This is a genomic window from Streptomyces camponoticapitis, from assembly GCF_014646115.1.
In the GTDB taxonomy this organism is placed as follows: Bacteria; Actinomycetota; Actinomycetes; order Streptomycetales; family Streptomycetaceae; genus Streptomyces; species Streptomyces camponoticapitis.
Map to the genome: position 1 here is coordinate 100,614 of NZ_BMMV01000011.1, position 14,002 is coordinate 114,615.

General features: G+C 72.2%; 7 protein-coding genes and 1 pseudogene. 7 read left to right on the top strand and 1 reads right to left on the bottom strand.

Features of this window, described 5'->3' with window-relative positions; all coding sequences use genetic code 11:
- Positions 1–56: 56 nt before the first annotated feature.
- Positions 57–4,703, top strand: a complete 4,647-nt coding sequence (locus IEY79_RS18510) for a non-ribosomal peptide synthetase (RefSeq protein ID WP_189108624.1) — start codon at positions 57–59, stop codon at positions 4,701–4,703.
- On the opposite strand, the gene IEY79_RS18515 is transcribed toward IEY79_RS18510, so the two are convergent.
- Entirely contained in the window at positions 4,651–5,616 is a 966-nt protein-coding gene (locus IEY79_RS18515; RefSeq protein WP_189108625.1) for a carbohydrate kinase family protein, read from the bottom strand. The two genes, IEY79_RS18510 and IEY79_RS18515, sit on opposite strands and share 53 nt — an antisense overlap.
- A 137-nt stretch (positions 5,617–5,753) precedes the next feature.
- On the opposite strand from IEY79_RS18515, the gene IEY79_RS18520 reads away from it, so the two are divergent.
- The 6 genes and pseudogenes from IEY79_RS18520 to IEY79_RS18545 all read left to right on the top strand — a co-directional run.
- Positions 5,754–6,182, top strand: coding sequence for a Rieske (2Fe-2S) protein (locus IEY79_RS18520; RefSeq protein ID WP_189108626.1), 429 nt, complete (start codon positions 5,754–5,756; stop codon positions 6,180–6,182).
- 84 nt (positions 6,183–6,266) lie between these two features.
- Positions 6,267–8,360: an excinuclease ABC subunit UvrC gene (gene uvrC / locus IEY79_RS18525; RefSeq protein ID WP_189108627.1), complete on the top strand. Its 2,094-nt coding sequence runs from the start codon at positions 6,267–6,269 to the stop codon at positions 8,358–8,360.
- Complete coding sequence (gene rapZ, locus IEY79_RS18530) at positions 8,353–9,375, top strand: RNase adapter RapZ (RefSeq protein WP_373292574.1); 1,023 nt, start codon at positions 8,353–8,355, stop codon at positions 9,373–9,375. The genes uvrC and rapZ overlap by 8 nt, the downstream gene beginning before the upstream one ends.
- A complete protein-coding gene (locus tag IEY79_RS18535; protein WP_189108628.1) occupies positions 9,372–10,406 on the top strand; it encodes a gluconeogenesis factor YvcK family protein in 1,035 nt (344 codons plus the stop codon). Before rapZ ends, IEY79_RS18535 begins: the two co-directional genes overlap by 4 nt.
- Positions 10,397–11,386: a DNA-binding protein WhiA gene (gene whiA, locus IEY79_RS18540; RefSeq protein ID WP_023542507.1), complete on the top strand. Its 990-nt coding sequence runs from the start codon at positions 10,397–10,399 to the stop codon at positions 11,384–11,386. The genes IEY79_RS18535 and whiA overlap by 10 nt, the downstream gene beginning before the upstream one ends.
- 250 nt (positions 11,387–11,636) lie before the next feature.
- A pseudogene (locus IEY79_RS18545) lies at positions 11,637–13,832 on the top strand (M14 family metallopeptidase); the annotation flags it as partial.
- Positions 13,833–14,002: the final 170 nt, after the last annotated feature.

Genomic DNA, 14,002 nt, shown 5'->3' on the forward strand with positions numbered 1-14,002 from the left:
CGTCCGCCACCCCCCAGAGGTCCGTCCCAGTCGTTCGCACCACGAAGCGAGAAGCGATGGAACCGCGTACCTACCCGATGTCGTTCGAGCAGGAGTCGATCTGGCTCAACGACCAGTACCAGCAAGGCACTTCGCGCTATCTGGAGTCGTGGGTCCACCGGCTGCGCGGAGCCCTCGACATCGTTGCCGTCGAAGCCGCGCTGACCGGCATCGTGGCCCGGCACGAGGCGCTGCGCAGTCGGCTGGTGCTGGTGGACGGCGCTCCACGGCAGATCGTCGTCCCGCCGACGCGGGTCCCGGTCGAGGTACGGCGGATCACCGCGGACGAGCGTGAAACGGCCCTCAGGGACGCCGTCACCCGGCAGTTGGACCTCGCGGAGCCGCCGCTGCTGAAGGCCACGCTGCTGGTGATCGGGCACGGCCCGGACGACTCCGGGCAAGGCCCGGGCGCCGAGCAGGAGTCGGTGCTCGCCGTCGCGATCCACCACGCCGTGATCGACGGCTGGTGCTTCAGCCTCCTCGACCAGGAGTTCGGCGAGCTGTACCGCGCCGAGGTCGGGCACCGGGCGCCCCGGCTGCCCGCGCTGCCCGTCCAGTCCGGGCCGTACGCCGAGCACCAGCGCAGCACCGGCGGCGATGACCGCGCGCGGCTCGTCGAGCACTGGCGGTCCGAACTGGCGGGCGCGCCCGACGAGTCGTCCTTCCCCGCCGACCGTCCCCGCCCGCCCGCCCTCAGTCATCACGGCGGCCAGGTCGAGCTCGCGATCGACGCCGCCACGGGAGCGGGGATACGCCGCATCGCCGTTCGGCTGCGGACGACGCGTTTCGTGGTGCTGGCCGCCGCGCTGACCGCGCTGATCGGCCGCCACACCGGCCAGGAGGACCTGGTCATCGGTACGCCGGTGTCGCGCCGCGACGAGCCTGAGACCGAGGACCTCATCGCCTGCCTCACCGATGTGCTGCCACTGCGCGGACGGCCGCGCCACGACCGTTCGTTCACGGATCTGGTCCAGGAGATGAAGCATCAGGTCAGATCGGCCGTCCGGCACAAGGACGTGCCGTACAGCCATCTGGTGCGCGAGCTGGGTGTCGAACGCACGCTGAGCCGCTTCCCGCTCTTCCAGGTGGTGTTCGCGGTCGACGACGCGCCCCCGTCGGCGCTCTCCCTGCCCGGCGTCGCGGCCGAGCGCATCCAGGTGCACGGCGGGACGGCCAAATACGACGTGTTCCTGCATCTGATGCCCGACGGGGACGGGTATCGCGCGCTGTGGGAGTACTCCGCCGACCTCTTCGACCGGGCGACGGCCGAGCGGCTGGCGGTCCGGTTCCGTACGTTCGTCGCCGACGCCGTCGCCCGCCCGGAGACCGCGCTCCAGGACCTGGCGGTCATGCCCGCCGACGAGCAGCGGCGGGTGCTCACCGAGTGGGCCCACGGCGCGCCGCCGCCCCCCGAAGTGCCACTCGTGCACGAGGCGTTCGCGCGCTCGGCCCGGCGGACACCTGACGCCCCGGCCGTCGTCGCGCACGGGCGGATGCTCTCGTACGCGGAGCTGGACGCCGCAGCCGACCGGGTTGCCGCGCTGCTCGTCGCTCAGGGCGCCGTACGCCGCCCCGTCGGCATCTGCCTGGGCCGGACGGCGGACCTGCCGGTCGCCGTCCTCGGGGTGCTGAAGGCGGGCGGCAGCTGTGTGCCGGTCGACCCGGACCATCCGGCGGAGCGGATCGCCTTCACGGTGCGCGACAGCGGGATCGGAGTCCTGCTCACCCAGCGCGCACACCGGCCGGCCGAACTGCCCGCCGGTGTGCGGGCGGTCCTCATCGACGAGCTGCCCGAGGGCCCGGTACAGGGCGACCGGGTCGCCCCCGTCGTGCCGGTGGCCCCGGACGACCTGGTGTACGTCATCTACACCTCGGGTTCGACGGGCCTGCCCAAGGGCGTCGCCATGGAACACGGCCCGCTCGCCAATCTGATCGAGTGGCAGCGCCGCAGGTCGGCCTCCGGGCCGGAAACCGGTGCGGGGGCGCGGACGCTTCAGTTCGCGCCCCTCGGCTTCGACGTCGCGTTCCAGGAGATCTTCGCGACCTGGGCGGCGGGCGGCGCGCTCGTCCTCGTGGACGAGGAGGTCCGGAGAGATCCGCACCAACTGCTCGACCTGATCGCGGCGGAGCGGATCGAGCGGCTGTTCCTGCCGTTCGTCGCGTTGCAGCAACTGGCGGAGTACGCGTGCGCGACCGGCCGCCGCTGCGACTCTCTCAAGGAGGTCCTCACGGCGGGTGAGCAGCTCCATGTCACGCCCGCCCTGCGGCAGTTCTTCGGCTCGCTCACCCAGGCCACTCTGGAGAACCAGTACGGCCCCTCCGAGACGCACGTCGTGACGGCGGAGCGGCTGGGCCCCGACCCGGCCGCCTGGCCGGATCTGCCGGGCATCGGGCGGCCTGTCGACGGCGCGGCGGTCGCGCTCCTGGACGAGCGCCTGCGGCCGGTGCCGGCGGGCGCCGTGGGGGAGATCTGCGTCGGGGGACCGGTGGTCGCGCGCGGCTACGTGGGGCGCCCGGAGCTGACCGCCGAGAGGTTCGTCTCCGGCGACATCCCCGGCACGGGCGCGAGCGGCGGCACTCGGTTCTACCGCACGGGCGACCTGGCCCGGCTGCTGCCCGACGGACGGATCCAGTACGTGGGCCGGGGCGACGGCCAGGTCAAGATCCGGGGCCACCGGGTGGAGACCGGCGAGGTGGAGGCAGCCGTACGCGCCCAGCCCGGCGTGGCCGACGCCGCTGTCGTGGCCCAGGACCTCGGCCCGGGGGCCGGGAAGCGCCTCCTCGCTTACTTCATCACCACTGACCCGGTGGTGGCCGGTCCGGAGGAGATACGGCGGGCACTGCGCGCCCGGCTGCCCGAGCCGCTCGTCCCGGCGCGCTGCATACCGGTCGACCGCTTCCCCCTCACCCGCAGCGGCAAGGTGGACCGCGCCGCACTGGCCGAGGGGACCGGTCACGGCGGGAGCGACACCGCGGAGGCCGACGACGCGCCCCGTACCGCCACCCAGGAGCGGATCGCGCACCTGTGGTCGGCCCTGCTCGGCCTCGGCCCCGTCGGCGTGCACGACGACTTCTTCACTCTCGGCGGCGACTCCCTGCTGGCGACCCGGCTCGTCCTCGCCCTCCGGGAGGAACTGGCCGTACAGGTGCCGCTCCGTTCGGTCTTCACCTCACCGACCGTCGCGGGCCTCGCCGCACTGGTGGACGACGCCGAGGAGAGGGCGCGGGACGAGCGGCCCCCGACCGTAGGTGTCTCCTCCGTAGGAGGCGAGGTCCCTGCCGGCCTCGGCGGCGACATCCGGCTCGCCCCCGACATCGTTGCCGCGGCCGATGTCCGCACCGTCGTGCCGGACCCGGAACACATCCTCCTCACCGGGGCCACCGGCTTCCTCGGCGCCTTCCTGCTGAGGGAGCTGCTGCGACAGACCGATGCCACCGTCCACTGTCTGGTGCGCGGCAGCGATCAGCCGAGCGCCGAGAAACGACTGTGCTCGGCCGTCGACGCGTACGGCCTCAACGACCCGTCCAGCGAGCACCGCGTCTCGGTGATCCCGGGCGACCTGGCCCTGCCCGGGCTGGGCCTCCCGGCGGCCGACTTCGACCGGCTCGCCCGCACCGTCGATGTCGTCTATCACGCCGGGGCCGCCGTCAACCTGGTCTTCTCCTACGAGCAGTTGAGAGCCGCCAACGTGCACGGCACGCAGGAGATCCTGCGGCTCGCCGCCCTGCACCGCACCGTGCCCGTCCACCACATCTCCACCGTCGGTGTGTACGGGGGCGGCGCGGCCGGCGGCGATGAGGGCCCCGGGCGCCCCGTCCGGTCCATCCGCCCCGAGGACCCGACCGGACCGCCGGCCGCGCTCGAACACGGCTACACCCAGAGCAAATGGGCGGCCGAACAGCTCGTGGAGGCCGCGCGCGACCGGGGGCTGCCCATCTCCGTCTACCGGCCCACCCGGATCGCCGGCGAGTCGACCACCGGGGTCTGCCAGACGGGCGACTTCATGTGGCTGCTGCTGAAGGGCTGCGTGCAGGCGGGTGTCGCCCCGTCGGGGGTCGACACCGCCTTCGATCTCGTGCCGGTGGACTACGTCAGCGCCGCCGTGGTGGCGCTCTCCCGTCAACCCCGGTCGGCGGGGCGGACGTTCCATCTCGCGGGGGAGCGCCCGCTGCGTATGGACACCGCCGTCACGCGCCTGCGCGCGCTCGGCCACGCCGTCGAGGACGTACCGCCCGCCGACTGGCTGGCCGCCACCGAGGCGGATCCCGGCAACGCGGCCTTCCCGCTGCTCGCCGCCATGGCGGCCGAGACGCGCGGAGGGGGATCGGAGGGGAGCGCGCTCTTCGACGCGCGGGACACCCGGCGGGCGCTGGCGGGCACCGGGATCGTCTGCGGCGACATCGACGAAGAGCTCTTCCGTACGTACGTGGAGTACTTCACCCGCACGGGCTTCCTGCCGCCGCCTGCGCTCTCCCGGGCGGCTCCCGCCCACCTCGACCCCGACCCCGACCCCGTCGCCGGTCCGGCCCCGCTCGGGTCCCCGTCCCCGGCGCCTTCGTCGGTACCGAGGCCGCAGCCGCAGCCGAAGCCCCGGTCCACTCCGTCTCCCCCTACGCCACCTCGGCCTCATAAGGAGGTTCAGCGCCGGTGCGGGAGCAGGTGACGGCGGCAGCCCGCGCGGCGAAGCCGAGGATGTCGCGCCACCGCCCCGCGTCGAGCGCGTCGAGCGCCCCCTCCGACAGGGCGTCGAAGGCGCCCAGCCGGTGCAGCAGCGCGGCGTTCACGGTGTCGCCGGCACCGATCGTGTCCACGACGTCCACCGCGGCGGCCGGCACGGAGACCTCCACCCCGGCCCGCGTCCGTACGCTCAGCCCGTCGGAGCCCCGCGTGAGCACCACGGCAGCGGGGCCGCTCGGCACGCCTCCCAGCCAGCGCGCGTCCTCCTCGGAGAGCTTCAGCAGCGACAGGGACGGCAGCCACCCCGCGAAGCGCGCCCGGTAGGCACCGGCGTCCGGGATCAGCCCCGCCCGGATGTTCGGGTCGAGCAGGGTGAAGACCCCGCGGTCCGCCTCACGGCGCAACAGGGCCTCGTACGCGCTCGCGCCCGGTTCGAGCACGAGCGAGCAGGTGCCCAGGGCGAGCGCCCTTACCGACGGCGGCAGTTGGGGCGGCAGCTCGAAGAGCCGGTCGGCGGTGCCCCGCGCGTAGAAGCCGTAGCCGGCCGAACCGTCGCCTCCTACGGAGGCGACGGCGAGCGTCGTCGGTTCGGGGCCCCGCTGTACGAGGGAGGTGTCGACGCGCGCGGACCGCAGACCGTCCAGCAGGGCAGCGCCGAAGCCGTCGGTGGAGACGCGTGAGCAGAAGGCGGTCGGCGTGCCGAGCCGGCCGAGGGCGACGGCGGTGTTGTACGGGCCGCCGCCCGGCCGGGGCAGCAGAGGAGGCAACGACGGCAGCGGCCCACCCGCCCCGCCGCCCGCGCCACCGACCGCCCCACCGCCGCCGGACTCGCCCGCCCGGACATCGGCGGCCGACCGCGGGACCAGGTCGATCAGTGCCTCTCCGGCGACGACGATCACGCCGCCGAACGTAACCCATCGTTCTCACGCGCGACAGCGTGTGCGCGGCCGGCCGCGCACGATGCCCCCGGCGGGCGCCCGAATCGCCACGGGTAGGGTCGGGATCAGCGCCAGCCTTCCCGACCAGTGGAGACACCATGCCCGCCCGGCCCACCCCCCGTCGTACCGTCCTGAAGGGGGTCGCACTGGCCGGTGCGGCCGGTGCCGGCGTGGCCGCCTGCTCCACCGAGTCGAAGCTCGGTCACGCGGAGGAGCCGACCCCGACCGCCCCGGTCGACCTCGGCGCCGCGGACGCGGTACCGGTCGGCGGTGCGAAGCTCTACCGGGAGGAGCGTCTGGTGGTGAGCTGTCCCGCCGAGGGCCAGTACAGGGCCTTCAGCGCGCAGTGCACCCACGCCGGCTGCGTGCTGGAGAAACTGGAGGGCACCGAGGGCAACTGCCCCTGCCACGGAAGCCGGTTCGACGTCACGACGGGCAAGGCGACGAAGGGTCCGGCGACGGTGCCGCTCCCCGAGGTGCCGATCAGCGCGAAGGACGGCAGACTCGTCGCGGGCCCGGACGCCTGAGCGCTCCCTCGCAAGCCGCGCGACACCCCCTCCGTCCCACCCGGCGCGGCCACACTGTCGGTGCCCGCAAGTAGGGTGGAAGACATGGCCGACCCCTCCAGCTACCGCCCCAAGCCGGGACAGATCCCCGACTCCCCGGGGGTCTACAGGTTCCGTGACGATCACCGACGGGTGATCTACGTCGGGAAGGCCAAGAGCCTGCGCCCCCGGCTCTCCAGCTACTTCCAGGACCTGGCGAATCTTCACCCGCGCACCCGCACGATGGTCACCACGGCATCCTCCGTCGAGTGGACGGTCGTCTCCACCGAGGTCGAGGCGCTCCAGCTGGAGTACTCGTGGATCAAGGAGTACGACCCCCGGTTCAACGTCAAGTACCGCGACGACAAGAGCTATCCGTATCTCGCGGTCACGCTGAACGAGGAATTCCCGCGCGTGCAGGTCATGCGCGGCTCCAAGAAGAAGGGCGTGCGCTACTTCGGTCCGTACGGCCACGCGTGGGCCATCCGCGAGACCGTCGACCTGATGCTCCGGGTCTTTCCCGTACGCACCTGCTCCGCCGGGGTGTTCAAGAACGCCGAGCGCACCGGACGGCCCTGTCTCCTCGGCTACATCGGCAAGTGCTCGGCGCCCTGCGTCGGCCGTGTCACCCCCGAGGAGCACCGCCAACTGGCGGAGGAGTTCTGCGACTTCATGGCCGGCCGCACCGGCGCGTACATCCGCCGGCTGGAGCAGCGGATGGCGGTCGCCGCCGAGGACATGGAGTACGAGAAGGCGGGCCGGCTGCGCGACGACATAGGGGCGCTGCGCCGGGCGATGGAGAAGAACGCCGTCGTCCTCGCCGACGCCACCGACGCCGACCTGATCGCCGTCGCCGAGGACGAACTGGAAGCGGCCGTACAGATCTTCCACGTCCGTGGCGGGCGTGTCCGCGGCCAGCGCGGCTGGGTGACGGACAAGGTCGAGGAGGTCGACACGGCGGGCCTGGTCGAGCACGCGCTCCAGCAGTTGTACGGGGAGGAGGCCGGCGACTCGGTTCCCAAGGAGGTCCTTGTCCCGGCGCTGCCGGGGGACCAGCGGGAGACCGACGCGCTCTCCCAGTGGCTGAGCGACCGCCGGGGCTCACATGTCTCGCTGCGGATCCCGCAGCGCGGTGACAAGAAGGACCTGATGGCGACGGTGGGACGCAACGCCCAGCAGTCGCTCGTCCTGCACAAGACGAAGCGGGCCAGCGATCTGACGACGCGCTCACGGGCCCTGGAGGAGATCGCGCAGGCGCTCGGGCTGGACAGTGTGCCGCTGCGCATCGAGTGCTTCGACATCTCGCACCTCCAGGGTGACGACGTCGTCGCCTCGATGGTCGTCTTCGAGGACGGCCTCGCCCGTAAGAGTGAGTACCGCCGCTTCCAGATCAAGGGCTTCGAGGGCCAGGACGACGTCCGTTCCATGCACGAGGTGATCGGCCGGCGCTTCAAGCGCTACCTCGCCGAGAAGGAGCGGACGGGTGAGTGGACGGAGGAGGAGGGCGCCGACGCCCAGGACCAGGCCGTCCGGGACCCGAACGCCCAGGAACAGCCTCCCCAGCACCCGACCGCCCCGGGTGAGGACGGGAACAACGGCGACTTGCTGCCGTCGTCCCTCAAGGAGGACGACGGCAGGCCCAAGCGCTTCGCGTACCCGCCGCAGCTCGTCGTCGTCGACGGCGGACAGCCCCAGGTGGCGGCCGCCAAGCGGGCCATGGACGAGCTGGGCATCGACGACGTCGCCGTCTGCGGCCTCGCCAAGCGTCTCGAAGAGGTCTGGGTGCCCGATGACGACGACCCCGTGGTGCTGCCCCGCTCCAGCGAAGGGCTGTACCTTCTCCAGCGCGTACGCGACGAGGCGCACCGCTTCGCCATCACCTATCAGCGGGCCAAGCGGGCCAAACGCATCCGCAGCAGCCCCCTGGACGACGTTCCCGGCCTCGGCGAGACCCGGAAGCAGGCACTCATCAAGCATTTCGGCTCGGTGAAGAAGCTCCGGCAGGCCACAATCGAGCAGATCTGTGAGGTGCCGGGGCTCGGCCGCAAGACGGCCGAGTCCGTGGCCGTGGCCCTCGCCCAGGCGGCACCGGCCGCGCCCGCTGTGAACACGGCGACAGGAGAGATCATGGAAGACGACGGGGGCAGCACGCATGACTGAGCAAGACCGGGACGGAGTGGCAGACGTGAGTACGGGTGAGACCGAGGAGAGCGCGGAGGGGGCGGCACGGGAAGCGGGCGGGGAGACCACCGGGAAGAACGCGGGGGAGCCCGTCGAAGGGACCCACGGCCCCGGGGAGCCCGTCCCCGAGCCCGCCATCCCCGAGCTGGTGATCATCTCCGGCATGTCGGGCGCGGGCCGCAGCACGGCCGCCAAGTGTCTTGAGGACCTCGGCTGGTTCGTCGTGGACAACCTGCCACCCGCGCTGATCCCCACCATGGTCGAGCTGGGCGCCCGCTCGCAGGGCAACGTCGCCCGCATCGCCGTGGTCGTCGACGTCCGGGGACGCCGCTTCTTCGACAACCTCCGCGAATCGCTCGCCGACCTCGACGCCAAGCAGGTCACCCGGCGGATCGTGTTCCTGGAGTCCTCCGACGAGGCCCTGGTGCGCCGCTTCGAGTCCGTACGCCGTCCGCACCCCCTCCAGGGCGACGGCCGGATCGTGGACGGCATCGAGGCCGAGCGCGACCTGCTGCGCGAGCTGCGCGGCGACGCCGACCTGGTGATCGACACCTCCAGCCTCAACGTCCACGAGCTGCGCGCCAAGATGGACGCCCAGTTCGCCGGCGACGAGGAGCCGGAGCTGCGGGCCACCGTCATGTCGTTCGGATACAAGTACGGCCTGCCGGTCGACGCCGACCTCGTGGTCGACTGCCGCTTCCTGCCGAACCCGCACTGGGTCCCCGAGCTGCGCCCCTTCACCGGCCTCAACGAGGAGGTGTCCGGCTACGTCTTCAACCAGCCGGGCGCCAAGGAGTTCCTGGACCGCTACACAGAACTGCTGGAGCTGATCGCCGGCGGCTACCGCCGTGAGGGCAAGCGCTATGTGACCGTCGCCGTCGGCTGCACGGGCGGCAAGCACCGCTCCGTCGCCATGTCGGAGAAGCTGGGCGCCCGGCTGGCCGCAGAGGGAATCGAGACCGTGGTCGTCCACCGGGACCTGGGGCGCGAGTGACCGGACGCAACTTCCGGCTGCGGCGGCTGCGCAGGGACACGCCCGCGCTGGCCGGCCGGGGCCGCGGCGCCCAGCCCAAGGTCGTCGCGCTCGGCGGCGGCATGGGGCTGTCCGCCTCCCTGACGGCGCTGCGCCGGATCACCGGCGATCTCACGGCGGTCGTCACGGTCGCCGACGACGGCGGTTCCAGCGGCCGGCTCCGCGAGGAGCTCGGCGTGCTGCCGCCCGGTGACCTGCGCAAGGCGCTGGCGGCGCTGTGCGGCGACGACGACTGGGGCCAGACGTGGGCCCGCGTCATCCAGCACCGCTTCCAGTCCAAGGGTGACCTGCACGAACACGCGGTCGGCAATCTGCTGATCGTCGCCCTGTGGGAACAGCTCGGTGACCATGTCCTGGCCCTGGACCTGGTCGGCAAACTCCTCGGTGCCCACGGCAGGGTGCTTCCGATGTCCGCGGTGCCGCTGGAGCTCCAGGCGCTCGTACGGGGCCATGACCCGGACCGCCCGGACGAGATCGACACCGTACGGGGACAGGCCACGGTCGCCCTGACCCGCGGCGAGGTGCAGTCCGTGCACCTGGTGCCGAACGACCCGCCGGCCGTCCCCGAGGCCGTCGCCGCGGTCCTCGACGCCGACTGGGTGGTGCTCGGCCCCGGGTCCTGGTTCTCCTCGGTGATCCCCCATCTGCTCGTGCCCGAGCTGCTCGACGCGCTCGTGGAGACGAAGGCCCGCCGGGTGCTCTCGCTGAACCTCGCGCCGCAACCCGGTGAAACCGATGGCTTCTCACCGCAGCGTCATTTGGAGGTTTTGGGACGACACGCCCCTAAACTCGCCCTGGACGTGGTGCTGGCCGACGAGGCCGCCGTGCCCGACAGCGAATCACTCTCCGACGCCGCGATGCGGTTCGGTGCCGCGGTCGAGCTGGCTCCCGTGGCCCGACCCGATGGACTTCCGAAGCACGACCCGGAACTGTTGGCCGCCGCGTACGACCGTATTTTTCGGATGCATGGAAGGATCGGCCCATGGCGATGACGGCAGCGGTGAAGGACGAGATCGCCCGGCTTCCCGTCACCCGTACGTGCTGCAGGAAGGCCGAAGTCTCGGCGATTCTCCGGTTCGCGGGTGGTCTCCATCTGGTGAGCGGACGCATTGTGATCGAGGCGGAGCTGGACACCAGCATCGCCGCACGCCGGCTGCGCAAGGACATCCTGGAGATCTTCGGGCACAACTCCGAACTGGTGGTGATGGCCCCCGGGGGACTCCGCCGCGGCAGCCGCTACGTCGTACGGGTGATTACCGGCGGTGACCAGCTGGCCCGTCAGACGGGTCTGGTGGACGGCCGTGGCCGGCCGATCCGCGGACTGCCTCCCCAGGTGGTCTCCGGCGCGACCTGTGACGCCGAGGCGGCCTGGCGGGGCGCGTTCCTCGCGCACGGTTCGCTCACCGAGCCGGGACGCTCCTCCTCGCTGGAGGTGACCTGCCCGGGACCGGAGGCGGCCCTCGCGCTCGTCGGCGCGGCCCGCAGGCTGCAGATCCCGTCCAAGGCGCGTGAGGTACGTGGCGTGGACCGGGTCGTCGTACGGGACGGGGACGCGATCGGGGCGCTGCTGACGCGGCTCGGCGCGCACGAGTCGGTGCTGGCGTGGGAGGAGCGGCGGATGCGCCGCGAGGTCCGCGCGACGGCCAACCGGCTCGCCAACTTCGACGACGCGAATCTGCGCCGTTCGGCCCGCGCGGCCGTGGCGGCCGGGGCCCGGGTGCAGCGGGCGCTGGAGATCCTCGGCGAGGAGGTGCCCGAGCACCTCGCCGCCGCCGGCCGGCTGCGCATGGAGCACAAGCAGGCGTCGCTGGAGGAGCTGGGCGCGCTCGCCGATCCGGCGCTCACCAAGGACGCGGTGGCGGGACGGATCCGCAGGCTGCTGGCGATGGCGGACAAGAAGGCGCAGGACCTGGGCATTCCGGGGACGGAGTCGACGCTGTCGGAGGAGATGGCGGACGGCCTCGTCGGCTGAGAACGCGCCGACAGAGAGAACGCGCGCGTCGGGAGAGCGCGACCAACGGGAGAACGCGTCGCGTCGGCCGGAGTGCGCCGGCCGGAGTGCGCCAGCCGGGACCGCGACGCCAACGTGCCGCTGCCGGTACCCCACGGGGACCGACAGCGGCATTTTGCATGGCCTTGATGCGCCCTTGACATGACCATGCGGGTTGGCGAGCCTGTCGGCGTCCCGTCACGCCTGTGGCGGACCACAGCAAGGGGGGCACATGAGACGCGGAGCGAGAGCGATCCTCGCGGCGGGCGCACTGTTGCTGAGCGGAATCACGGCAGCACCCGGCGCCCAGGCCGACACGGCCACCGAGAAATCCCCGGCCGCGGCCGGGGACACCCTGAAGGTCTTCGACGCACAGGTCACCGCCGAGCAGGTGCCACTGCTCCTCGCGGCCGGCCAGGACGCCCACGAACTGGGCGAGTCGGTGCCGAAGGGCGGTACGGCGAAGGTCGAGCTGTTCCTCACCGACGACCAGGCGCGCGATCTGGAGGCCCAGGGCGTCGACGTCACCGAGCGGAAGATCTCCGCGAAAACGGAATCCCGGCTGAAGGCGGCCGGGGACGGCGTGTACCGGCCGTACAGCGGTCCCGGCGGTCTCCAGGAGGAGATAACCGAGGCCGGCGCGGCCAACCCGGGCATCACCAAGGTCGTCTCCATCGGCAAGACCATCCAGGGCAAGGACATCCTCGCCCTCAAGCTCACCAAGGGAGCGGGCAGGAGCAAGGACGGCGCCAAGCCCTCCGTGCTCTACATGTCCAACCAGCACGCGCGGGAGTGGATCACCCCCGAGATGACGCGGCGGCTGATGCACCACTATCTGGACGGCTACGGCAAGGACCCGAGGATCACGAAGATCGTCGACTCCACCGAGCTGTGGTTCGTCCTCTCCGCAAACCCCGACGGCTACGACTGGACCCACGCCGCCGACGCCAACCGCCTCTGGCGCAAGAACCTGCGCGACGTCAACGGCGACGGCGTCATCAGCCGCGGCGACGGCATCGACCTGAACCGTAACTTCACCTACAAGTGGGGCTACGACAACGAGGGTTCGTCCCCGCAGTCCACCGGCGAGACCTACCGGGGCGCGTCACCCGGCTCCGAGCCCGAGACCCAGGCGATCGACCGCCTCCAGAAGCGCATCGGGTTCGACTACGGCATCAACTACCACTCCGCGGCGGAACTGCTCCTCTACGGCGTCGGCTGGCAGGTCGCCACCCCGACCCCCGACGACATCCTCTACCGCTCGCTCGCCGGCACCCCCGAGAACTCCGCGGTCCCCGGCTACTACCCGCAGGTCTCCTCCGAGCTGTACACCACCAACGGCGAGGCCGACGGCCACGGCGCGAACGTCAACGGGATCATGATGTTCACCCCGGAGATGACCACCTGCGAGACCGTGTCCGACAGCATCCCCGACGATGCCTGGGAGGCGGACGACTGCCGCTCCGGCTTCAACTTCCCCGACGACGAGAAGCTGATCCAGGCGGAGTTCGCCAAGAACATCCCCTTCGCGCTCTCCGTCGCCGAGACTGCCGCCCACCCCGACCAGCCGTCCTCCACGGTCGGTCTGAGCGCCCCCGACTTCACCCCCGACACCTTCACCACCTCCTACGCGCGCGGCGCGGACCAGAAGGTCGCCGTCACCGCCCGCAAGTCGGTGCGTGACAAGGAGCTGAACTACCGGATCAACGGAGGCCGGACGCACGACGAGGACCTGCGCGCCTGGAAGGGCGGCGAGACCTACGGCGGCGAGGACAACCTCCACTTCGACGAGTACCGCGCCGAGGTCGAGGACGCCGATCCGGGCGACCGCGTCGAGGTCTGGTTCACCGGCCGTACGAAGAGCGGCAAGCGCACCACCAGCGACCGCTTCACCTACACCGTCGCCGAGCGCCCCAGGGCCGGCACCCTGGTGATCGCCGACGAGGGCGCGCCCACGCAGTACGCGCGGGCCTACGTCGACGCGCTGCGGGCCAACGGCCGTACCGCCGTCGTCTGGGACGTCGCCACGCAGGGCGCACCGCACCCCCTGGGCGTCCTCAGCCACTTCTCCACCGCCGTCCACCACACCGGCGACGTCACCTCGGACGGCGATACGCAGATCTCCGTGCGCGACTTCCTCAACGAGGGGGGCAAGCTGATCGAGGCGGGCGAGCGGGCCGGCGGCAACGCGCAGGTCGGACGCACCCAGACGAACGACTTCAGCCAGTACTACCTCGGCGCGTACGGGCGTTCCTCCACGGCGGGCGCCACCGGCTTCACCGGGGCCGGCGCGCTCCTCGGCACGTCGGGACCGCTCGGCGCGGCGCCCGGCAACCCGCTGGACCAGGCCGGCGCGTACACGGTCACCTCCTCCGTCCTCGCCCCCGACCTCTTCCCGCGGTTCACCAGCGCGGCGGCGGGGACGTACGACGTCGGCGCCGGCGCGGCGGCGGTGACCACGAGGGACACCGTCCTGCTCGGCTTCGGGCTGGAGCAGGTCACGGACACGGAGCGGCGCGCGGAGCTGATCGGGAAGGCGCTGCGGGCCCTGCGGCGCTGACCGCGCAGGCTCCACCGGCGCCGCGTCAACCCCGCGGC